Consider the following 22,585-nt stretch of genomic DNA (forward strand, 5'->3'; position numbering starts at 1 on the left):
AACTGCAATGTGCGATCCGCATAAGGCGTCGTCCGCTAACAGGAGACGCACATGCGCGCGACTTTTCTCAGCACCGTCGCAACGATCGTTCTCACCGCGAGCACCGCGCTCGCGCGGAACGAGGGCGAATTCCCGGCCAAGCTCGCCGGCCACGTGGTGATGCCGGCCGCGACCTTCATCGATGCCCCGGCCGATGCACCGGCCGATCTCAAGACCTCCGGCAAATATACCACCGGCAAGCGCGTCGACGCGCTCGGCACCGTGATGGGCAAGTCCTTTGAACGTTCGACCGGCGTCTCGCTGCCGTTCAGGGGCCAGCCGCTGCAGGGCCATTCCGGCATCAAGACCATGCCCGACGGCTCCTTCTGGGTCATCACCGACAACGGCATGGGCGCGCGCGCCAACTCGATGGATTCGATGCTGTACCTGAACCACTACAAGATGGATTGGGCGGGCGGCAAAATCGAGCGCGAAGCGACCGTCTTCCTGCACGATCCCGACAAGAAGGTGCCCTTCCGTATCGTCCACGAGGACACCGAGAAGCGCTATCTCACCGGCGCCGACTTCGATACCGAAGGTTTCCAGATCATCGGCGACACCTTCTGGATCGGCGACGAGTTCGGCCCCTACATCCTGAAGGCCGACAAATCAGGCAAGATCCTCGCCGTGTTCGAGACCATCGCCGACGGCAAGCCGGTGCGCTCGCCCGATCATTGGGCGGTGGCGACCCCGGGCGCACCGGGCGCGACCTACACCAACGTCAATCTGCGCCGCTCCAAGGGCTTTGAGGGCTTTGCCTCCTCCAAGGACGGCAAATTCCTCTACGGCCTGCTCGAGGGCCCGCTGTGGGATGCCGACAAGAAGGATTGGGAGCGGGTCGACGGCAAGGAAGCTTCCCGCATCCTCGAATTCGACGTCGCCGCCGAAAAGTTCACCGGCCGTTACTGGCAGTATGTGTTCGAGCAGAACGGCAATGCCATCGGCGACTTCAACATGATCGATCCGAGCGCCGGCCTCGTCATCGAGCGCGACAACGGCGAAGGCACGCCCGACAAGGCTTGCCCGGCAGGCACCCGCGGCGACAACTGCTTCCCTGACGTCGCCAAGTTCAAGCGCATCTACAAGATCGAGCTGACCGACGGCAATGTCGGCAAGCCCGTGCGCAAGATCGGCTACATCGACCTGTTGAAGATCCAGGATCCCGACAAGAAGGCGCGGAAAGCGCTCAATGACGGCGTCTACACGTTCCCGTTCTTCACCATCGAGAACGTCGATCGTGTCGACGACACCCATATCATCGTCGGCAACGACAACAATCTGCCGTTCTCGTCGAGCCGCGATCCCAACAAGGCCGACGACGACGAGTTCATGCTGCTCGACGTCGCAGACTTCCTGAAGGCGAAGTAAGGCTTCCGCGGAGAAGGTGCGCCCCCTCCCCCGCTCGCGGGGGAGGGCTGGGGAGAGGGTGTCTCGACGACGAAGACTCCCCCAGAGGAAAGAGCCCTCACCCCAACCCTCTCCCGCAAGCGGGAGAGGGAGCGCACCTCCGTCGTGACGCGACTGACCCTAGCCCGACGGCACGATCACCATGCTCTTGTCCTTCGGCCAGCGGGCGCGCCAGGCGAAGTTGATGTCCTTGACCTCGCCGGGCTTGGCGTCGAACGACCATTCCAGCACGCCGCGTTTGTCACGGATATCTTTTGCCGTGGGCGGCGTGGTCGCCGGCAGCATTTCGACGACGATCTCGTCATTCTCGCTGACCGGGAGCTGGTCCTCGATCGCGACGTGAATCGGGAAGTCGTGGCCGTTGCGGACGGTGGTCTTGAAGGCGCGCTCGTCGGTCTTCGACGTCGTGAGCAGGAGACCGGCCGAGCCCTCGTTGCGCTTGAGCACCGCGCGCTCGACCTTGACCTTGTCGTCGGCGCCGAAGCCGAGCCGCACGATGTCGTCCTTGGCCGAAGCCGAGAGCTTGCCACGGCCGACAAAGACGCCGTCGCGGTAGATCGCGACCTTGCCCGGCAACAGCGTTGTGTCGTCGGTCTGCTTGAAGCTGGCTTCGAGGAAGGCGGTGGGGTCCAGCACCGGCGCTGCGCGTACTGCGAGATCTGCGGGCACGCTCACCGAGGCGATACGCAGACTCTTGGCGCCCTCGGCGGCGCCGAGGCTGACGCGGCCGGGAATCCTGAAGGTCGCCTGGAAATCGCCGATCTCGGCGACAGCCTGCTGCTCGTCGGCGCGTGCGGGCATATCGGCCTGCTCGGTGGGCACGGCGAGTGATTGCATCTTTCGCTGCATTTGAGCCGGCGCTGGCATAGTGGTGTCCGCGACCGAGCCCAGCGCGCGCGGCTTCGGCACCTGCGGATATTGCGCCACCAGCGAGCCAAGCTCCGGCGCGCTGCCGCCGCGCGCGATGCGGACTGTGGAAACGCCGAGCGTGACGTTCGACCAGTCCTCGCCGGTCGATTGCGTGACCTCGGCGCGGCGGACCAGCTCGAGCTGCGGCTTGCGATCCTTGGCACCGGTGTCGAGCCTGGCATCATAGAGCGGCAGCCAGCGCGCATTGCGCACGGCGTAAGTGACGCGCAGCGTTGCCTTTGTCGCCGCCGCTGAAGCCACGTCGATCCGCACCTCCAGCTTGCTTGGCGGCTTGGCGGATCGGTCGGCTTCGAGTTGCGCGATCTGGCGATCGATCTCGCGCTGCTTTCGCGCGGATTCGCGGATTGCGGCCTCAGCCGCCGCGACTTCCTCGGCCACGGCGGTGAAGGCCGCACGCCACTCGGTGATCGGGCGCGCCTCGCCTTTCTCACCGAGGCCGGCGGGAGAGGCATCGGCAAAGCGCTGCGCGAATTTGCGCCGGGCGGCCGCCGCATCGATCGCGCCTTGCAGGTCGGCACGCTCGTCCTTGAGCGCCTCGATGCGCTTGTCGAGCTCGGGCAGATTGACCGGCGGCGCTGCGCGCGGCGGCCGCGCATCGATGGTGCCGATGGTGAGCCTGGCGCCCGCCTCGCCCTCGACGCGGAGGGAGGATGGATCGAGCGAGAGCGGAAAATCCTTGGCGACCAGCGTGCTGTCGCCGGAGGCGAGGTCGATCGCGATCACGCGGGTGACGATGGCGCCATCAGGATAGACGGTGACGGTGTCGATGGCCGATGTGGCGTCCACATCGGCGGCCCATGAGGGCGAGGCGAGCGCCGTAGTCACCAGGACCAGACTCGTCGTCGCCAGACACCTTGCAATCGTGCGCATCAAATTTCTCCCTGCCGATATCGCCGCGCCGCCAGCCGGACGCGCGAAAACATGCCACGCCATCGCAGTGAGACGCGGCAGGGAAGGAACCGGTTCGATTGGGGTTTCCGTTGGGCGCAGCTGCGGCAGCACCATGGCCGCGGAACGCGTCACCACGCCGCGGCACAACCTCAGAGGTCGGCTCAGACCTGGCTGGGCGAACCCTGGCCGAAGATGCGGCGGAGCAGATCCGTCACGTTGCGGGCGCCGGCCTTCTTCAAAATGCTGGCGCGATAGCCTTCGACCGTGCGTGCGCTCAGATGCATCCGCCGGGCGATCTCCTTGTTGGTCAGGCCGACAGCGAGATGCGCAAGCACATCGCCTTCGCGCGCGGTCAGTGGCTCGCAGCCGGCCAGCCAGCGTTGCCGGCTCGAATCGGGTTGGGCGGATTCGTCGATCGCGGCATCGATCCGGCCGACGACGTCGTGGGTGCGAAACGGCTTCTCGATGAAATCAGCCGCGCCATTCTTGATGGCGTCGACCGCCATGGCGATGCTGCCGTTCGCCGAGGTCACCAGCACCGGCGCCATGCAATTTTCCTCGCGCAGGCGCTTGAGCACGTCGAGGGCGGAGCGATCCGGCGGCATCTCCAGCAGCACGCAGGCCGGCATGCGCGCCTTCGCTTCCGACAACAGCGACGCGCCGTCGGCGAAGCAAATGACGTTATAGGCGCTCTGCTGGAGCGCACTGGACAATTGTTCGCGGGAGGCGGCGTCGGTTTCAATGACGAATACCTCACCCTTGGAAAGCATGTTTCCCGGCATAATTCCGATCCAATAATGTCTTTGGTCAATTGATAAGAGACGGCCGGGGGCCCATGGCGCCCCGCCGTCATGAGCACGGCATTCGCGCCGGTGCTTCGCTTTCCCTTTATGTATGTTCCGCCTTGTTCCGGGATTTGACGGATTGGGACAAAAACCTTACATTTCGGGACATCTGCGAGAATGCTGACAGGAACAGGTCGCATGACCGACCTCATTCGCAGCGCAGGCTTGAGCTACTACCCGGAGGTCGCCCGGTCTGTCGGGCTCGACCCCCGACAGATGATGCGCAAGGTCAGGCTGCCGCTGGCCATCCTCGACAAGCCCGATACGCCCATTGCCGTCCCAGCCCTGCGTCGCCTGCTCGAAATGTCGGCAGCGGAGTCCGGTGCCGAAGATTTCGGCTTGCGGCTCGCCGAGCGCGGCGGACTGACCAATTTCGGCGCGGTCGGCCTGATCGTGCGCGAACAGGCGACCGTCGGCGAGGCGATCGAAGCGTTCTCACGCTTCATCCATGTTCATCACGACGGCATGAAGCTCGACGTCGTCAGGGACAAGCAGACCGTGACCGTCACGCTGTATCTGCGCGGGCGACAGCCGACGGCCTCGCGCCAGTCGATCGACATGGCGCTGGGCAGCGTCCATCGCATCATCCAATCGTTGTTCGGAACTGACTGGCGGCCGCAGGAGGTGCATCTGCACTACCCGCCGCCACACGACCGCAAGCGTTACCGCGACTTCTTCGGCTGCCGCGTCATCTTCAACGCGGAGGAGGACGCGATCCTGCTGTCGGCGCACGACATGAAGCGCCGGATCCCGAGCGCGCATCCCGTGATCGCGAACTATTTGCGCAAGCGGATCGAGGCGATCGAAAACAGGCCGGCAAGCTGGGAGGAGAAGGTCGACGAGGTCGTGCGCAGCCTGCTCGCAAGCGGCGACTGCACGGTCGAGCGGGTGGCCGAACATCTCGCCTGCACCCGCCGCACCATTCACCGGCATCTCGCCGACGCCGGCACCAGCTTCTCGGCGATCCTCGATGCGCAGCGCGCCGATCTCGTGATCCGGCTGATCGAGGACCCCGAGCGGCCGCTGGCGGATATCGCCGCACAGCTCGGCTTCTCCGCACAGAGTGCCATGGCGCGCTGGTTCCGCGGCCGCTTCGGCTGCACCATCACCGACTGGCGGCGGGGCGTGCGGCCGTTGACGAAGCCGGCCGGCGTTCCTTCGGCGTCGGCCGCTTAACATTTATCGCGCCGTGGCCGGCGCGCCGATGATGGCGAGTGCACGCCGCGGGCTGCCGGCGAGCAGCGGCCCGAACGCGGCTGCGAAGCCGAGGAACGCGACGATCCAGCCGCAGGCGGCAATGTGCAGCAGCATATCGCTATGCGCGGGCAATACCACGGCAGCGACCCGCGCCAGCGCCGCAACGATGATCGCGACGTAGAGGCTTGCGTCGCCAGTGACGCCGTCAGCGCTTGTCCGGTGTGGCCAAGGCTCGCGCGCGTCATCACCGCGAGCGTCATGATTCCGGCCGCTCCCGTCATCCAGGCATGAATGCCCGCGCTCGGCGGCAACACGCCGAAACCGGCCAGGGCGTTGAGGAGGAAGCCGAGCGGCACGAAGGCGTAGCCGACGTGAAGGATCAGCAGCAGCCGTTCGCCCGTGGTGCGATCACCGGCCCAGCGTGCGAACCGGACGAGGTGCAATGCGCCGACGAGCGCCATCACCACGCCGGTGACGGTGCTCAGCGGCGCAACGATCCAGCCAATGAGCGCGAGCGCGCTCAGTCCGATCACAACGCCGTCAAACCGTCCGAACGGCACCGGCAGGCGGCCGGGATTGAACTTGACCAGCCAGTTGCGGGTGAAGCTCGGGATAATGCGGCCGCCGATCAGCGAGATCAGCAGCATGACCACGCCAATGCCGACGCGGATGCTGACATCGGCTGCACCTTCATAGTGCGCTTCGAGATGGAAGGCGACATTGCCAGCGAGCAGCACCAGCACGAGCACCACCACCGGCAGATTGCGCCAGTTACCGCCCGCGATGATCTCGCGCGTGGCGGCCGCGATGACGAGTGCGAGGAAGGCGGCGTCGACGACAAGCGCGAACGCCCAGCCGATCTCGGCGGACAATGCCACTCGGCAAAAGCCTCGGGCGCCGTGATCGTCGGCGTGCCGCCGCCGAAATGGATGTGCTCGACCTTGATGCGTCGGCCGATGGTGTCGGCGACCTCTGCGATCTCGCCGCGCAGCGTCCGCTGATAGGCCGCAATCAACCCGTCGCGGCGGACGATCTGGGTATGGCAGCCGCAATACCAGCACATCTCGCGGCAGAACGGCACATGCAGATAAAGTGATGCACTGGCGTTCGAGGGAAGTTCGGACAACCAGCGTGCATAGGTGTCGGCGCCGATCGCCGACGAAAAGTGCGGCGCGGTCGGATAGCTCGTGTAGCGCGGCAATCTCTCTTCGCCGTAGCTCGCTGCGAGATCAGTCCTCATCTCTTGCCCATTCGTAAATCAATGCCGCGCAAGGCCGCGGCAAATCACGGATGGCATTGGACTACCCGTTTTCCGGAAGGCCACCTTGCGCTTGCTCAAAGTCCGGGCGCCGGAGTCGCACTTCGGTAAACTTCTTAGGGTTCTTACCGGAGGCGAATCCAGGCAGAACCTTGTCGCAGCGCAAACACTCTTGCGCGGATATGCGCACACTGCATCCGTCATCAAAACCCTTTCGCATGAAGGATGCTTCCGATGTTCACCCGCAGAGCCGCATTGGTCAGCGCCGCCGCGACCGCTCTGATGCTCGCAACACCCGCCTTCGCTGCCAGCGATCTCAAGCTGCCGCGGCAGAAGGTCGAGCTGGTCGCCCCGCCCTTCGTGCACGCGCACGAGCAGGCCACGACGCAGGGCCCCAAGATCATGGAGTTCAAGATGACCATCGAAGAGAAGAAGGTGGTCATCGACGATAAGGGCACGACCTTCCAGGCCATGACCTTCAACGGCTCGATGCCGGGCCCGCTGATGGTCGTGCACGAAGGCGACTATGTCGAGCTGACGCTGGTCAATCCCGCGACCAATACCATGCCGCACAACATCGACTTCCACGCCGCAACCGGTGCGCTGGGCGGTGCCGAGCTCACGTTGGTCAATCCCGGCGAGCAGGTCGTGCTGCGCTGGAAGGCAACGCGGACCGGCGTGTTCGTCTATCACTGCGCGCCGGGCGGCCCGATGATCCCCTGGCACGTCGTCTCCGGCATGAACGGCGCCGTGATGGTGCTGCCGCGCGATGGGCTGAATGACGGCAAGGGTCACGCGCTGAAATACGACAAGGTCTATTATGTCGGCGAGCAGGACATGTACGTGCCGCGCGACGAGAAGGGCAATTTCAAGTCCTATGACTCGCCAGGCGAAGCCTTCACCGACACCGAAGAGGTGATGAAGAAGCTGATCCCCTCCCACGTCGTCTTCAACGGCAAGGTCGGCGCGCTCACCGGCAAGAACGCGCTGACGGCCAAGGTCGGCGAGAACGTGCTGATCGTGCATTCGCAGGCCAATCGCGACAGCCGGCCGCATCTGATCGGCGGTCATGGCGACTATGTCTGGGAGACCGGCAAGTTCTCCAACCCGCCAGAGACCGGGCTCGAAACCTGGTTCATCCGCGGCGGCTCGGCGGGAGCTGCGATGTACAAGTTCCTGCAGCCCGGCATCTACGCCTATGTCACGCATAATCTGATCGAGGCCGCCGACCTTGGCGCCACCGCGCACTTCAAGGTCGAAGGCAAATGGAACGACGATCTGATGACCCAGGTGAAGGCGCCTGCTGAGATACCGGCCGCCAACACCAACTAGAGGCGGGAAAGGGCCAGCCATCGCCGGCCCTTTCTTTTTTCGGGGGAATCACCATGCTGATCGCATTCAAGCTCAAATTGCTGCTCGCCTGTGCGGCGGGGTTCGCGGGACCACTGGCTGTTGCGCCGCTGGTCGCCGAGATGTCGACACGCGGCACGCAAGGCGGGCCTGCTATCGTCGAGATCGCCGCGGGCAGCTTCGCCTATCGCGAGGCCGGCGATTTCACGCGTGCCGGACAGCAGGCCGAGGCGCCGCTGCGCACACTGCAATTCACGCGGCCGCTTCACATCATGCGCGAGCAGGTCTCCTCCGCCGACTACCAGCTTTGCGTGCAGGACGGTGCGTGCCACGCGCTCGATCGGAGCGTGGCGATTGCACCCGATCGCCCCGCGGTGCAGGTGAGCTGGCACGATGCCCAAGCTTATGCGAGCTGGCTGTCGCGCAAGAGCGGCCACCATTACCGCCTGCCGAGCGATGCGGAATGGGCCTTTGCAGCGGGCTCGAAGTTCAGGGATGACGGCGCGCCGGTCGACGCAGACGATCCCGCAAAACGCTGGATCAGCCGCTACGAGCGCGAATCCGAACGCGACCTCTCCGACACCACGGCCTATCCGTTCGGCAAGTTCGGCCTCAACGAGCGTGGCGTGTCCGATCCTCGCCGGCAACGTCTGGGAGTGGACCTCGACCTGCTTCGTGCGCCAGAGTCCCTCCGCGGAGACAGTCTGGATTGCTTCGCCGCAAGAGCTCCTCGCAATGACGGTTTGGAAGTAGTGCGCCCCACACAAACGAAAATGGCCGGGACGAAGCCCGGCCATTCACAATCGCTCGCGATCGTTGTCTTACGTATTCTTCAGCGCGACGCGGAATTCGGCTTCGGTCTTGGACTTGACCTCGTCGAGCGTGACGCCGTCGGCGAGCTCGATCAGCGCCATGCCGCCGTCGCCGTGTTTGTCGATGGTGAAGACGGCGAGATCGGTGACGACCATGTCGACGACGCGTTCGCCGGTCAGCGGCAGAGTGCACTTTTTCAAGAGCTTGGCGCCGTCCTTGGCGGAATGCTCCATCACCACGACGACGCGCTTGACGCCGGCGACGAGGTCCATCGCACCGCCCATGCCCTTGACCATCTTGCCGGGGATCATCCAGTTGGCGAGATCGCCGTTCTGGGCCACCTGCATGGCGCCGAGGATCGACAGATCCATGTGGCCGCCGCGGATCATGCCGAAGGAATCCGCGCTGGAGAAATACGAGGTCGACGGCAGCTCGCTCACGGTCTGCTTGCCGGCGTTGATGAGGTCGGCATCGACCTCGTCCTCGTAGGGGAACGGGCCCATGCCGAGCATGCCGTTCTCGCTCTGGAGGCTGACATCAACGCCATCAGGAATGTAGTTCGAGACCAGCGTCGGGATGCCGATGCCGAGATTGACGTAATAGCCGTCGCGCAATTCCTTCGCGGCGCGCGCAGCCATCTGTTCACGGGTCCAGGCCATCTTACTCTCCTGATCTCAAGCTGCGGTGCGCGGGCGGGTGTTGCGGAATTCGATGCGCTTCTTGGCCGTGCCGACCTCGACGATGCGCTTCACGAAGATGCCGGGCGTGTGGATGTGGTCGGGGTTGAGTTCACCGGCGGGAACCAGATGCTCGACCTCGGCCACCGTGATCTTGGCCGCGGTCGCCATCATCGGGTTAAAGTTGCGCGCGGTCTTGCGGTAAATCAGGTTACCGGCGGTATCACCCTTCCAGGCGTGCACGATGGCGAGGTCGGCGAACAGGCCGCGCTCCATCAGGTACTTCTCGCCGTCGAACTCTTTCACTTCCTTGCCTTCGGCGATCAGCGTGCCGACGCCGGTCTTGGTGTAGAAGGCCGGGATGCCAGCGCCGCCGGCGCGGATGCGCTCGGCCAGCGTGCCCTGCGGGTTGAATTCGAGTTCCAGCTCGCCGGCGAGGAATTGCTGGGCGAACAGCTTGTTCTCGCCGACATAGGATGAGATCATCTTCTTGATCTGGCGGGTTTCCAGCAGGCGGCTGAGCCCGATGCCGTCGACGCCGGCATTGTTCGAGACAACGGTCAGACCCTTTACGCCGGAGTCGCGGATCGCGTCCGACAGCACCTCGGCAATGCCGCAGAGGCCGAAGCCACCCGACATGATCATCATGTTGTCCTTGAGAACGCCCTCAAGAGCCGACTTGGCGTCGGGATAGACCTTGTTCATGCAAAAACCCTCGACTGAAGCTGCGGCCTGCAGGCGTCACGCCTTATTGGCGGCGATTATTAGGCGGAATCGTCCGAAGCCGTCAATGATACGGGGTTCTCCGTTCCGAGAGCCGGTGGTAGAAGCTGCCCACGCCGTGGGCAGACCCGTCCGCGGCCTTGAAAGCGACAAGAAAACCCATCAAGTTGCGGGGGTTGGGCGTGGGGGCGCGGAGGTTTCCCGCTCCGCCCTTCTGGCTCCAGCGACCAACCCGATCAGGACACGCCATTGACCATGGCCCAAGGAATGAAGCGCCTCGGGACGCCGATCGCGGCGCTGCTCGGCGTCGCGCTGATCGCCCTGATCGCGACCTCCTGGCTCATCAACCGCGACGCACTGCGCAAGGCCGTGGAAGCGCAGATCCGCGACGTCACCGGGCTCGAGCTCAGCGTGGCAGGCAACATCGACATTTCCGTGCTGCCGGCCAGCTACATCTCCTTCCATGACGTCGGCCTGAAGGGTGGCGGCACCGCCGACCCCGCGCTCCATGTCGACGTGCTCACCGCCAATCTCAGGCTCCTGCCCTTGCTGCTGCAACGGTTCGAGATCGCCGACCTGACGTTGCTGCGTCCCCACATCCATGTCAGTCTGAAGCCGGACGGCGAGAGCAACTGGACACCTTTCATCCAGACCATTGCGCGCACGATGAAGCCCGGCGCCGACAGCCAGGTCTCGTTCTCCGAGATCAGGATCCAGGACGGCGTGCTCGACTACGAGGACGCCGCCACGAACGCCACCGAGAAGCTCGAGGACATCGACCTGTCGCTGGCCTGGCCCTCGATCTCGCGCTCCTTTGCCGCGACGGGGCAGTTCGACTGGCGCGGCGAGCGCGTCGACGGCTCGATCAGCTTTGCCGATTTCGTCGCAGCCCTCTCGGGCGACCGCTCGGGCCTGAAGGCGCGGATCGCCAGCGCGCCGCTCAAGCTCGCCTTCGACGGCAGCGTCGCCAACCGCACCAGCCCGATGATGGAGGGTACGCTCACCATCGACAGCCCGTCCTTGCGCAACGCGCTGCGCTGGACCGGCCAGCCGCAGCCGGGCAGCGGCGGCTTCGGCCGCTTCGCGCTGAAGGCGCGCGCCAATGTCGTCGGCGCCTCGATCGCGCTCACCAATGTCAATGTCGAGCTCGACGGCAACACCGCCGAAGGCGTCATGACCTACGCCAATAACGGCCGGCAGACGCTGCAGGCGACGCTCGCCGCCGACGCGCTCGACTTCACACCTTATATCTCCACCTTCCGCCTGCTCGCGAGCGGCGCGCGCGACTGGAACAGGCAGCTGTTCGATCTCAACGGACTTTCGAGCACCGACCTCGACATGCGCCTCTCGGCCGCCAAGCTGACGGTCGGCCCCACGAAGCTTGGCCGCACCGCGATCGGCGCCAACTTGCGCAACGGCACGCTGGCGCTCTCGGTCGGCGAGGCGCAAGTCTATGGCGGCATCGCCAAGGGCTCGTTCGGCATCTCGCGGTCCGACACCGTCGCCGACATCAAGGCGCAATTCCAGTTCACCGACGTCGACCTCCAGGCCTGCGCCTCGGAGCTGTTCGGCCTCAACAAGCTGTCCGGCCGCGGCAATATCAACGTATCGCTCCTCGCTTCCGGCTCGAGCCCGTTCGGCCTGGTGCAGTCGCTCGACGGCACCGCCACTGTGACCGGGCATGACGGCGCGATCGCGGGCTTCAATGCCGAGCAGTTGCTGAAGCGGCTGGAGCGCCGGCCATTGTCCGGCGGCGGCAATTTCCGCAACGGCTCGACGCCTTACGACAATCTCACCATTGCCGTGAAATTCGCCGACGGGATCGCCACCGCCGAGGACATCCGCATCGAAGGGCCGGCTGCGAAGATCACGCTGACCGGCACCGCATCGGTGCCGACGCGCGAATACGACATGAAGGGTGTGGCCAGCCTCAACACAACGTCAGGCTTTCAACTGCCCTTCATGGTGCAGGGTCCCTGGGACGATCCGCTGATCTTCCCCGACCCCGAGGCCCTGATCCGCCAGTCGCCTGCGGCGTCTCCTTTCCTCGACCTGCTGAAGCAACGCATCATCGGCGGAAAGCGACAGGCGCCGGAGGGATCGCCGACGGCGGAGAACGCAAAGGACAACGCCAAATCCAATTAGAGTGATCAACGTCGCTCTCTTTGGGTTGGGAGCCTGCGGGCCACGGGTTCGACCTGCCAAACGGAATACCGCCACCGATTTCATCCAGACGCGGCGTCAAGCGGCGGGCTGCGTCGTCGAAATCCAGATCTTGTCCTCCTGCACCGCTGCTGCCCCGCCAATCTTCGGTCCCGCCTCGACCTTGAGAGTGCCGTCCTGTCCCAGCTCGCGGGCCAACACCTCGCGGTCACAAGCGTCCTCCCACAGCGAAACGGTGATGGCTGCGACACAATTGCTGATCATGCTGGTCAGCGCCCGCGCCTCCGACATGAAGCGATCGATGCCGACAAGCAGTGCCACGCCCGCCACGGGCAAATCCGGCATGACGGAGAGGGTCGCAACAAGCGCGACGAAGCCGCTGCCGGTGACACCGGCCGCCCCTTTGGACGTCAGCAGCATCAGCCCCAGCATCGCGGCGATCTGCCCCCATGACAAATGGATGTCGCAGGCCTGCGCAATGAAGATGGACGCCAAGGTAAGATAGATGGCGCTGCCGTCCAGATTGAAAGAGTAGCCCATCGGCAACACGAGCCCCGACACGCCCTTCCGGCATCCGAGCTGCTCCAGCTTGCGCAGTGCGCCGGGCAGCGCCGGCTCCGACGACGACGTGCCGAGCACGATCAGCAGTTCTTCCTTGAAGTAGCGGATGGTCTTCCACAGGCTGAAGCCGTTCAGCCGCGCCAGCGTACCAAGCACGACGACCACGAAGACGGAGCAGGCGATATAGAATGTCAGGATCAGCAGTCCGAGCGAACCAATCGAACGGATGCCGTAGCGGCCCACCGTGAACGCCATGGCGCCAAAGGCGCCGAGCGGAGCGAGTTTCATGATGAAGCCGAAGGACACAAACAGCACCTGCGAGAACGAGGCGATTGCCTTTGCCACCACGACACCGCCGTCGCCGGCGCGGCTCAGCCCAAAGGCAATCACGACGGAGAGCAGCAGCACCGGGAGCACTTCGCCATCAGCAAACGCTCCAAAGAACGAATGCGGGATGATGTGCAGCACGAAGTCCGCAAATCCGCTCGTACCTGCCTGCTTGGTGAATTTCGCGGCGACCGACGGATCCAGCGTACTGACGGACACATGCATGCCCGCGCCCGGCTGGATCAGCGATACGGCCATCAGGCCAGTCAGCAGCGCCAGCACGGTCAGCAGGTAGAACAGCGCCATGGACTTGACCAGTGTGCGGCCGATCTCGCGGGAATCGCTGATGCTGTTGATGCCGCTGACAATGGTGCAGAACACGATTGGCGCGATCATCATCTTGACCAGCTTGACGAAGCCGTCTCCGAGGGGCTTCAGCGCGGCGCCAAATTCCGGCCAGAAATGGCCCGTGAGGATACCCAGCATGAGTCCGATCAGCACCTGAACATAGAGAACCCGATAGAACGGCTTTCGCGCCTCAGTGTTGGGATGCTCAACCAAAGCTTCCTTGTGCATTCTCGTTTCTCCCATGGCTTTGATTTTTCTTGATGACTCCGGAGGCGGCCGGCTTCAGGCCGCCAGGACCGAATGAGCAATGTGCGACCGACGGGCGAAGACGTGGCCCTCGAAGATTCGCCGCGCAGTCCGCTGCACCCGGGCAACCGGGCCGGGCTCCAGCCGAACGACGAGTTGGCCGGAGGGATGGGCCAGCGTGATCGGCACCGGTGGCGCCAGCGGTCCCACCATCTCCGCGGCGATCGTTCCGGGCGTGACACAGGCAGTCGCAATCGCGACAGCGCCCGTCACCGCCAGCGCGCTATGGCAGTCGTGTGGCATGAAGTACCTGACGTTCAACGTCGCCTCGCTTGCGGACGATATCAGGACCGGTTTTGGGATCACCATTGCCGCAGAATTCGGAAAGCCCATCCGGCGTCCAGCCTCGATGCGCAAGGTTTCGAGACGCGCGCGGAAGTAGCTGTCGGTGAAATCTGAGGGTGCCTCGCGGCCGCTCCAGCCAAGATCCGCCGCGCGGACCAGCATCACGGGCATGGCAGCGTCGATGCAAGTCACATCGATCCCTTCGATGCGGTCGACCGGTCGCCCCGTGGGCAGGAGGCGGCCGGTGCGTGCGCCGGCCGCGTTGGGAAACGACAGTTCGATCGCCGCGGCCGTTCCCGGTACACCGTCGATCCTCGCCTCGCCCTCATAGGTCACCCGCCCTCCGGGGGTGGCAACCATCGCGTCAATCAGCTTACCGGTGTTGACATTGTGGATGCGCACATGGGTGCGATCTGCGGCGGCGGCGACCAGCCCGCCTTCAATCGCGAACGGCCCCACCGCCGCCAGCATATTCCCGCAGTTGGGCGAGGTATCGACGATCCCTTCACGAACCCGCACCTGGGCAAACAGGTAGTCAACATCGGCGCCGGGCACCGATCCCGGTCCAACGATCGCAACCTTGTTGATAACGGCATTGCCGCCGCCGATACCGTCTATTCCAAGATCGTGCCCACCTCCCATCACGGAGAGCAGGATGGCGTCGCGCAACCTGGGGTCGGCCGGAAGATCGCTGGCTAGAAAAAACGGCCCGCGTGAGGTTCCTCCGCGCATGACCACACAGGGAATGGCAATCTGATCGTTCATGGAGCTGTTCCGTTCGTCGACATCTTCGCTCGGACCAGAGCATCGTCCGCCAGAACTCTTTTGTGAAATGCAAATATCTGATGTATTGTTTCATATATCGGTATAATGGAGCGGACCATGAACGCAGAACTGCTCGACCTCAAAGCGTTCATCACCGTGGCGGAGACGGGAAGCTTTGTCCGGACCGCCAAGGCGCTGAACCTGTCGCAGCCAGCGCTCAGCCGGCGCATTCAAAAACTGGAAGAAAGCCTCGGTGCGCCGTTGCTCGAACGGTCGACGCGGCACGTCAATCTCACCATGACGGGGCGCGACTTCCTGCCGAAAGTGCGTCGCCTCATCGACGAGTTTGAGACCTCGGTGCTCGCCATTCACGATATCGGCGCGCGAAGTTCAGGTTTGGTTTCGGTGGCTGCGGTGCCGACAGCCGTGTTCTATTTCCTGCCGCGTGCGATCGGCCGGTTCGCCGAAGCCTATCCGCGCATTCGCATCCGGATTCTGGACATCGGAGCCAACGAGGGACTGGAAGCGGTCGCGCGCGGAGAAGCCGACTTCGGCATCAATTTCATTGGCGCCTCGCATGCCGAAATTGAATTTGAGAAACTGGTCGAGGACCCTTTCGTTCTGGCCTGCCGTCATGACCATCCGTTGGCATCGCGCAAACAGGTAAGCTGGACGGAGATCGTGCCGCACCGAATCATCACCGTCGGTCGTAACAGCGGCAATCGCGCATTGATCGACAATGCGCTGGCGCGACACGGCCTGCAGCTCAACTGGTCCTATGAAGTCGCTCACCTCTCCGGTTCGCTTGGCCTGGTCGAAGCGGGGCTGGGCATCGCCGTGCTACCGAGGCTCGCGACGCCGGCGGCCGGTCATCCGATCATTCACACCATTCGGTTGATCGAGCCGGAAGTATCGCGGACGATTGGAATCGTGCGCAGGCGCGGGGCGACACTATCTCCTCATGCCAGCCAGTTTCTCAAGATGCTCCTCGAAGCATGGCGCTCGCCTTCCCGGACGAGCGGGCAAGGCAAGCCGCGATCCCGATCCGCTGAGGCAGGTTCGAATGCCGTTCCGACAGGCATGAAGGGGAAACGCTGATCGCTCGCCCGCGTGGCGGTGCAGGCCGTTCGCCCTTGAACCGGAGTTCCTCGGATGAGCCCGCCGCGTTCCCGAGGCATTTCCAGATTCTGCGGCCGGAGCTCGCTGGCCCGGCCGGTGGCGTTGCGTTCAGTGCTCATACCGCATAGAACAGCCCGATCTTTCACTGGCGGCGAGCAGGTGTGGGATGATCAGACGAAGCCAGAAGGCGCGAGGCGAATTGATTGCCACAAATTGATGCGGCGATTGGATCGATGCGCGCATTAAGCATCTCCTCGCGCCCGACGCCCCCACGACATAGGTCTGACAACATGCCGCTAGATCGGACTACCGCCATGCGCTAGTGTTTTGCTCGACCGGTTAAAAACACCGGCCGTTTGAGGGAGAAAAACGTGAGATCCAAGGTTATTGGCGCAGTATCACTGGCGGTCGCTGCGGCCGGGCTGTTTGCAGCCGCTGCACCCGCATTTGCGCAGCAAAAGACGATTACGGTCTGGTGGGGCAAAGGCTTCTATCGGTCCGAAGACGACGCGCTGCTCGAGACGATCAAGAAGTTCGAAGCCAAGACCGGCATCAAGGTCGAATTGTCGCAATACGCGATTCAGGACATGATTCCGAAGACGGTCGCCGCACTCGACGCCGGCACCGTGCCCGATGTCGCCTATTCCGATTCCTACGACGTGCAGGCGCAGGGCAAGTGGGCCTATGAGGGCAAGCTCGAGGACCTCACGGACGTCATGGAGCCGATCAAGGGCCGGTTCGTGCAGAACACGCTGGACGCATCGATCCTTTATAACGACGTCACCAAGAAGAAGGCCTATTACGGCTTCCCGCTGAAGCAGCAGAGCATGCACGTCCAGATCTGGAACGACATGCTGGAGAAGGCGGGCTTCAAGCAGAGCGACATCCCGACCGACTGGGCTGGGTACTGGACGTTCTGGTGCGACAAGGTTCAGCCGGGGATCCGCAAGGCGACCGGCCAGCGCATTTATGCCGTCGGACAGCCGATGGGCGTGGAATCCACCGACGCCTTCCAGTCGTTCTACACTTTCATGGACGCCTACCACGTCAAGCTGGTCGACGACGACGGCAAGCTCCTGGTCGACGACCCAAAGGTGCGCGACGGCCTGATCCATGCGCTGAAGGACTACACCGACACCTACATCAAGGGCTGCACCCCGCCATCGTCCACGACCTGGAAGGATCCGGACAACAACGTCGCCTTCCACAACAAGACGATCGTGATGACCCACAATTTCACGATCTCGATCGCGGCGAAGTGGTACGAGGATTCGCAGAATCAGGCGCTCACGCAAGAACAGCGCGACGCCGGCAAGAAGGCCTATGAACAGGACATCATCACGGCGTCCTTCCCGAAGGCGCCGGATGGTTCGACCATCCGCTACCGCTCCGACGTCAAGACCGGGTTGGTCTTCACCGCGGCCAAGAACAAGGCCGAGGCCAAGCAGTTCATCAGCTTCCTGCTCCAGGAAGAGAACGTCCGACCCTATATCGAAGGCGCGCTCGGCCGCTGGTTCCCCGTGACGAAGGAAAGCCAGGCCAGCCCATTCTGGCAGGCCGACAAGCACCGCAAGGCGGTCTACGCCCAGTTCACGGGCGGCACCGCGCCGTTCGACTTCACCAAGAACTGGAAGTTCACGATCCTCAACAACGAGAACGTCTGGGCCAAGGCGATGAACCGGGTTGTCAGTGAGAAGGTCCCGGTCGACAAGGCCGTCGACGAGCTGATCGCCCGCATCAAGCAGGTTGCAGGCTAAGCTCTCTTTCTTCCTCTCCTCGCTGGCGCGGGGAGAGGCGAAACGCTAACACCGGCCGCCGCGTGCGGCCGGAAGTCCTTTCAAAGAGTCCTAAAAGAATGGCGATCACGCTCTCTGGCGATCAGTCGATCCCCGCCTCCCCCTTGTCGCCGCGGCTGACCCCGGCGCAGGCCTGGGGCATCGCGCTGCTCGCGCCCTACCTGCTCGTTTTCCTCGCCTTCGTGGTCTATCCCGTCTGCTACGGGCTATGGCTGGCGCGGGCCCCGTCGAACTATGTCGCGCTCTACAACGACCCGATCTTCGCGCGCGCCGCGGTCAATACGCTGATCTTCCTGGTGATCGGCATCAACATCAAGATGCTGATCGCGCTGTTCCTGTCCGGCTTCTTCGCCGTGCAGCGCACCTGGATCAAGTGGCTCTCGGTGATCTTCATCCTGCCCTGGGCGGTGCCGTCGATCCCGACCATCCTGTCGGTCCGCTTCATGCTCAATCCCGAATGGGGCATGATCAACCACCTGATCTTCTCTTTGACCGGCGATGACGGCCCGAACTGGCTGAATGACCCGACCGTGGCGCTGACCATGGCGATCGGCGTGCACATCTGGAAGTCGCTGCCGTTCTGGACGCTGATCCTGATCACCGGGCGCCTTGCAATCGCGCAGGACCTGTTCGAGGCCGCCGAGGTCGATGGCGCGAGCTGGTGGCAGAAATTCCGCTTCATCACCTGGCCGTCGATGCAGACGCTCTACATCACCTGCACGCTGCTCTCGATGATCTGGACGCTCGGCGATTTCAACAGCGTCTATCTGCTCACCGGCGGCGGCCCGGCCGACCTCACGCACGTGCTGTCGACGCTCGGTATCCGCTATCTCCGGCTCGACCAGCTGTCGCTCGCGATGGCCTCCATCGTCTGCGCGATGCCGTTCGTCCTGCCGCTCGTGTATTTCATGATGAAACGGTTGTCGCGATGAAGCTTCCCTCTCTCCGTGACGTCGCGACGGAAGCGCGGCTGCTCCTGATCGGCATTCCTGTCTTCCTGTGGACGATGATCCCGATCTACCACATGTTCCTGTTCGCGATCTCCCCGAAGGAGGACGCGTTCTCGGGCAAGCTGTGGCCGGACCATCCGACGCTGCACAACTTCGAAATCGTGTTCAAGCAGCAGCACTATTTCCTGCGCGACTTCTACGTCCAGTTCTGGAATTCGACGCTGATCGCCGCGGCCGTCGGCGCATTGACGCTGTTCATCGCCACGGCCGCGGCGTTCTCGATCTCGCGGCTGAAGGTGCCCGGCGGGCGCATGGTGCTGAACCTCGCGCTCTTCACCTATTTCATCCCCGCGGCATTCCTTGCCGTGCCGATGTACCGCACCATGGGAAATTACGGCCTGCTCAACAATCACTGGGCGCTGATCCTGGCGATGGTGACGATCGCCTCGCCTTACGCGATCTGGGTGCTGAAGCAGGCCTCGGACAAGCTGCCGGTCGAGCTGGATGAAGCCGCGGTGATGGACGGCGCCACCACGCTGCAGATCTTCCGTCTGGTCTATCTGCCGCTGATGATGCCCTCGCTGGTCGCGATCGGCACCTATGCAGTGCTGCTCGCCTGGAACGAATATCTCTATGCATTCCTGCTGCTGTCGAACGACCAGGAGATCACGCTTCCCGTCGCGCTCGGCAACTTCCTCGCCGCCGACGATTCGCCGTGGGAACTCTTGATGACCACCGGCTTCATCTACGCGCTGCCGCCGGCTGCGGTCTATTACGCCTTCCGCCGCTACATGGTCGGCGGGCTGACAGCGGGTGCGGTGAAGTCCTAGCCCCCTCGTCATTGCGAGCGAAGCGAAGCAATCCAGAAATGCTCCCGCGGAGACACTCTGGATTGCTTCGTCGCAAGAGCTCCTCGCAATGACAGCAGGGGCCTATAGCGGCGCCGCGCTCTTGCCCTGCGAACTCGATAGCTTTGAAGCGAGCGAGGCGATAACGATGACGATCGCGATCAGGGCGATCACCAGGGTGCAGATCGCATTGATCTCGGGCTTCACGCCCAGCCGCACCTCGGAATAGATCCGTATCGGCAGCGTCGCCGAGCCGGGCCCCGTGGTGAAGCTTGCAATCACGAGATCGTCGAGCGAGAGGGTGAAGGCGAGCATCCACCCGGCGACGATCGCTGGTGCAATCAGCGGCAACGTCACCGACAGGAAGGCGCGCACGGGGGCGCAGCCGAGGTCCATCGCCGCCTCCTCCAGCGACCGGTCGAGCGAGCCGAGGCGCGACTGCACGACGACGGCGACGAAACACATCGTCAGCGTGGTATGCGCGATCGTCACCGTCCAGAAGCCACGCTCGGCGTTCAGCGCAACGAACAGCAGCAGCAGCGACAATCCCGTGATCACCTCCGGCATCACCAGCGGCGCATAGAGCATGCCGGAGAACAACGTACGGCCGCGAAAGCGCTCGCCGCGCGCCAGCGCCACCGCGGCCAGCGTACCGATCAGCGTGGCGATGGTTGCGGACGCGACCGCGACCCGCAGGCTCATCCAGGATGCCTCGATCATGGCGCGGTCGCCAAAGAACTCGTGGTACCAGCGCAGCGACCAGCCGCCCCACACCGTCACCAGCCGCGAGGCGTTGAAGGAGTAGATGACGAGAATGAGGATCGGCAGATAGAGGAAGGCGAGCCCGAGCGCGAGCGAAGCGATGTTGAAGCGGGACAGGCGAGAGAATTTGCGCATCTCACCGCTCCTCCAACTGCCGCCGCTGCAGCCGCTCATAGAGCAGTAGCGGCAGCAGCAGCACTACGAGCAGCACGATCGCTGCGCTCGACGCCACCGGCCAATCCTTGTTGGTGAAGAATTCGAGCCATAGCGTCTGGCCGATCATCAGCGAATTGGAGCCGGCGAGAAGATCCGGGATCACGAACTCGCCGACGATCGGAATGAAGCACAACAGCACGCCGGCGCCGACGCCCGGCAGCGACAGTGGAAATGTCACCAGCCAGAAGACCTGCCAGGGCGGCGCGCCCAGATCGCCGGCCGCTTCCTCCAGTGCCGGCTCCATCTTGGCGAGCGTGGCGTAGAGCGGCAGGATCATGAACGGCAAATAGGAATAGACGATGCCGATATACATCGCGGTGTCGGTGGACAGCCACACCACCGGCGCGCTGACCAGATGCAGCGCCAGCAGGAACTGATTGAGCAGGCCGTCGTGCTGGAGGATATTGATCCAGGCATAGATGCGGATCAGGAACGAGGTCCAGAACGGCACGATCACCAGCACCATCGCCACCGCCTGCCAGCGCTTCGGCAGCCGCGCCATGCCGTACGCGATGGGATAGCCGATCAGCAGCAGCAACGCGGTCGCCGTCACCGCAACGGTGAGACTGCGCAGATAGGCGAACACATAAAGGTCGTCGGAGGTGATCAGCTTGAAATTGTCGATTCCCAGCGCGGCAAAGGCCGCGCGGATCGCCGTCCACCCGGCCGTCAGGTCGAACACCGGCTCGTAAGGCGGCTGCGCGATTGCCGTCTGCGACAGGCTGATCTTCAGCACGAAACCGAACGGCACCAGGAAGAACAGCACCATCCAGACATAAGGGGCGATCGCGGCGAAGCGCGCCGGGCGCGCGAAAATCCGGCGCGCGCTCATGACGGCAGCACCACGCAGTCATCAGGCGAGAACCACGCGACGATTTGCTGGTTCAGGCTATAGGCATCGACATCGAGGCGCGCGCTGTTGGCGACGGACGCCTGCACCATGCCACCGGAATCGAGCTTCACCTTGTAGGTGGTGGTGCCGCCGAGATAGCAGATGTCGGCGATCACGCCGTCCAGCCGGTTGATCGCGGTTTCATGACCGGCCTCGCTCACGGGACCACGACGCGACAGCTTGATCTTCTCGGGGCGGATCGCAACCGAAAATCTGCTCTCGCCGACGGGCTGGCGCGGCTCGGCCACCACCAGCGTACCCGCATCGCGCGTGCCAACGACCAGGCGATGACCGTCGCGCAATTTGGACTCGGCGTCGAACAGATTGATGTCGCCGACAAACTCCGCGATCCAGCGCGAGCGCGGCGCCTCGTAGAGCTCGCGGGGGCCCGCGACCTGGGCAAGCTTGCCGGCGTTCATCACGCCGATCCGGCTCGCCATCGTCATCGCTTCTTCCTGGTCGTGGGTGACGATGATGAAGGTCATGCCGAGCCGGCGTTGCAGCTCCATCAGCTCGCCCTGCGTGTTTTCACGCAATTTCTTGTCGAGGGCTGCGAGCGGCTCGTCGAGCAGCAACAATTGCGGCCGCCGCGCCAGCGCGCGGGCCAGCGCCACACGCTGGCGCTGGCCGCCGGAGAGCTGGTCCGGCTTGCGCTTCTCCAGTCCGTTGAGCTTCACCAGCGCAACCATCTCCGCGACACGCGTTGCGATGTCGGCGCGTGCCATGCCGGCGCGCTTGAGGCCGAAGGCGATATTGTCGCGCACCGTGAGATGCGGAAACAATGCGTAGTTCTGGAACATCATGTTGATCGGACGCTCGTGCGGCAGCGCCTGCGCGATGTCCTTGCCGCCGAGCAGGATGCGCCCCTCGTCCGGGGCCTCGAAGCCGGCGAGCATGCGCAGCAGCGTGGTCTTGCCGCAACCGCTGGGGCCAAGCAGCGCAAAGAACTCACCGGCCTTGATGTCGAGCGACACGCCGTCGACCGCGCGGAACGTCCCGAACGTCTTGCCCACGCCCTCGATGCGCAGCAGCGGCTCACCCGCGGCCGGATGCGCATCTCCAGCCGCATTGGCCGCGGCGCTCATTCTGGGCAACTCGTCAGTCATGGTCCCTGCCA

17 protein-coding genes and 3 pseudogenes are annotated in these 22,585 nt (G+C 63.9%); 9 read left to right on the forward strand and 11 right to left on the reverse strand.

The window, feature by feature from the left end; translation table 11 throughout:
• The first annotated feature begins 51 nt into the window (after window positions 1-51).
• Window positions 52-1,407, forward strand: a complete 1,356-nt coding sequence (locus tag JJC00_RS31565; protein WP_200469695.1) for an esterase-like activity of phytase family protein — start codon at window positions 52-54, stop codon at window positions 1,405-1,407.
• 159 nt (window positions 1,408-1,566) lie between these two features.
• Here the strand turns inward: JJC00_RS31565 and JJC00_RS31570 are convergent, their stop codons facing one another.
• Together JJC00_RS31570 and JJC00_RS31575 are read right to left on the reverse strand one after the other, a co-directional pair.
• Window positions 1,567-3,246: a mucoidy inhibitor MuiA family protein gene (locus JJC00_RS31570; RefSeq protein WP_200469696.1), complete on the reverse strand. Its 1,680-nt coding sequence runs from the start codon at window positions 3,244-3,246 to the stop codon at window positions 1,567-1,569.
• A gap of 182 nt (window positions 3,247-3,428) precedes the next feature.
• Window positions 3,429-4,049 carry a response regulator transcription factor gene (locus JJC00_RS31575; RefSeq protein WP_200469697.1) on the reverse strand — a complete coding sequence of 207 codons (621 nt, stop codon included), beginning with the start codon at window positions 4,047-4,049 and terminating at the stop codon, window positions 3,429-3,431.
• A gap of 201 nt (window positions 4,050-4,250) precedes the next feature.
• Here JJC00_RS31575 and JJC00_RS31580 point away from each other — a divergent pair, with 201 nt between their 5' ends.
• A complete protein-coding gene (locus JJC00_RS31580) occupies window positions 4,251-5,288 on the forward strand; it encodes an AraC family transcriptional regulator (RefSeq protein ID WP_200469698.1) in 1,038 nt (345 codons plus the stop codon).
• Between the two features lie 3 nt (window positions 5,289-5,291).
• Here the strand turns inward: JJC00_RS31580 and JJC00_RS31585 are convergent.
• Window positions 5,292-6,199 (reverse strand): annotated as a pseudogene (locus JJC00_RS31585) (NnrS family protein); the annotation flags it as partial.
• A pseudogene (locus JJC00_RS38395) lies at window positions 6,187-6,549 on the reverse strand (radical SAM protein); the annotation flags it as partial. The pseudogenes JJC00_RS31585 and JJC00_RS38395, both read right to left, overlap by 13 nt.
• Before the next feature lie 252 nt (window positions 6,550-6,801).
• Between JJC00_RS38395 and nirK the strand changes: the two are divergent.
• Entirely contained in the window at window positions 6,802-7,899 is a 1,098-nt protein-coding gene (gene nirK / locus JJC00_RS31595; protein WP_200469700.1) for a copper-containing nitrite reductase, read from the forward strand.
• A 53-nt stretch (window positions 7,900-7,952) separates the two neighbouring features.
• Window positions 7,953-8,613: pseudogene (locus tag JJC00_RS31600) on the forward strand (formylglycine-generating enzyme family protein); the annotation flags it as partial.
• 125 nt (window positions 8,614-8,738) lie between these two features.
• Here JJC00_RS31600 and JJC00_RS31605 read toward each other — a convergent pair.
• Both JJC00_RS31605 and JJC00_RS31610 read right to left on the reverse strand, forming a co-directional pair.
• Window positions 8,739-9,389, reverse strand: coding sequence for a 3-oxoacid CoA-transferase subunit B (locus JJC00_RS31605; protein WP_200469701.1), 651 nt, complete (start codon window positions 9,387-9,389; stop codon window positions 8,739-8,741).
• Window positions 9,390-9,404: 15 nt separating this feature from the next.
• On the reverse strand, window positions 9,405-10,112 hold the full coding sequence (locus JJC00_RS31610; protein ID WP_200469702.1) for a CoA transferase subunit A: 708 nt from the start codon (window positions 10,110-10,112) through the stop codon (window positions 9,405-9,407).
• A gap of 273 nt (window positions 10,113-10,385) precedes the next feature.
• Between JJC00_RS31610 and JJC00_RS31615 the strand changes: the two genes are divergently transcribed.
• Window positions 10,386-12,275 carry an AsmA family protein gene (locus JJC00_RS31615; protein WP_200474300.1) on the forward strand — a complete coding sequence of 630 codons (1,890 nt, stop codon included), beginning with the start codon at window positions 10,386-10,388 and terminating at the stop codon, window positions 12,273-12,275.
• A 96-nt stretch (window positions 12,276-12,371) separates the two neighbouring features.
• Here the strand turns inward: JJC00_RS31615 and dctA are convergent, their stop codons facing one another.
• Window positions 12,372-13,757, reverse strand: a complete 1,386-nt coding sequence (gene dctA, locus JJC00_RS31620; RefSeq protein WP_200469703.1) for a C4-dicarboxylate transporter DctA — start codon at window positions 13,755-13,757, stop codon at window positions 12,372-12,374.
• Window positions 13,758-13,811: 54 nt separating this feature from the next.
• The gene (locus JJC00_RS31625) at window positions 13,812-14,885 is read right to left on the reverse strand and encodes a 4-oxalomesaconate tautomerase (RefSeq protein ID WP_200469704.1); all 1,074 of its coding nucleotides are present in this window, start codon (window positions 14,883-14,885) and stop codon (window positions 13,812-13,814) included.
• A 117-nt stretch (window positions 14,886-15,002) separates the two neighbouring features.
• Between JJC00_RS31625 and JJC00_RS31630 the strand changes: the two genes are divergently transcribed.
• The 4 genes from JJC00_RS31630 (at window position 15,003) to JJC00_RS31645 (ending at window position 19,580) form a co-directional block, all read left to right on the forward strand.
• On the forward strand, window positions 15,003-15,983 hold the full coding sequence (locus JJC00_RS31630) for a LysR family transcriptional regulator (protein WP_246773987.1): 981 nt from the start codon (window positions 15,003-15,005) through the stop codon (window positions 15,981-15,983).
• Between the two features lie 392 nt (window positions 15,984-16,375).
• Entirely contained in the window at window positions 16,376-17,761 is a 1,386-nt protein-coding gene (locus tag JJC00_RS31635; protein WP_200469706.1) for an ABC transporter substrate-binding protein, read from the forward strand.
• Between the two features lie 98 nt (window positions 17,762-17,859).
• Window positions 17,860-18,732 carry a carbohydrate ABC transporter permease gene (locus JJC00_RS31640; RefSeq protein WP_200469707.1) on the forward strand — a complete coding sequence of 291 codons (873 nt, stop codon included), beginning with the start codon at window positions 17,860-17,862 and terminating at the stop codon, window positions 18,730-18,732.
• A complete protein-coding gene (locus JJC00_RS31645; RefSeq protein ID WP_200469708.1) occupies window positions 18,729-19,580 on the forward strand; it encodes a carbohydrate ABC transporter permease in 852 nt (283 codons plus the stop codon). The genes JJC00_RS31640 and JJC00_RS31645 overlap by 4 nt, the downstream gene beginning before the upstream one ends.
• Window positions 19,581-19,682: 102 nt before the next feature.
• On the opposite strand, the gene JJC00_RS31650 is transcribed toward JJC00_RS31645, so the two are convergent.
• From JJC00_RS31650 to JJC00_RS31660, 3 genes are read right to left on the reverse strand one after another with little or no spacing between them, the layout of a single operon-like run.
• Window positions 19,683-20,495 (reverse strand): ABC transporter permease, encoded by an 813-nt coding sequence (locus JJC00_RS31650; RefSeq protein ID WP_200469709.1) that lies wholly within the window; start codon window positions 20,493-20,495, stop codon window positions 19,683-19,685.
• A gap of 1 nt (window position 20,496) precedes the next feature.
• Window positions 20,497-21,408 (reverse strand): ABC transporter permease, encoded by a 912-nt coding sequence (locus JJC00_RS31655; RefSeq protein ID WP_200469710.1) that lies wholly within the window; start codon window positions 21,406-21,408, stop codon window positions 20,497-20,499.
• On the reverse strand, window positions 21,405-22,574 hold the full coding sequence (locus JJC00_RS31660) for an ABC transporter ATP-binding protein (RefSeq protein ID WP_200469711.1): 1,170 nt from the start codon (window positions 22,572-22,574) through the stop codon (window positions 21,405-21,407). Before JJC00_RS31660 ends, JJC00_RS31655 begins: the two co-directional genes overlap by 4 nt.
• Window positions 22,575-22,585: the final 11 nt, after the last annotated feature.

The sequence above is a fragment of the Bradyrhizobium diazoefficiens genome, assembly GCF_016616885.1.
In the GTDB taxonomy this organism is placed as follows: Bacteria; Pseudomonadota; Alphaproteobacteria; order Rhizobiales; family Xanthobacteraceae; genus Bradyrhizobium; species Bradyrhizobium diazoefficiens_F.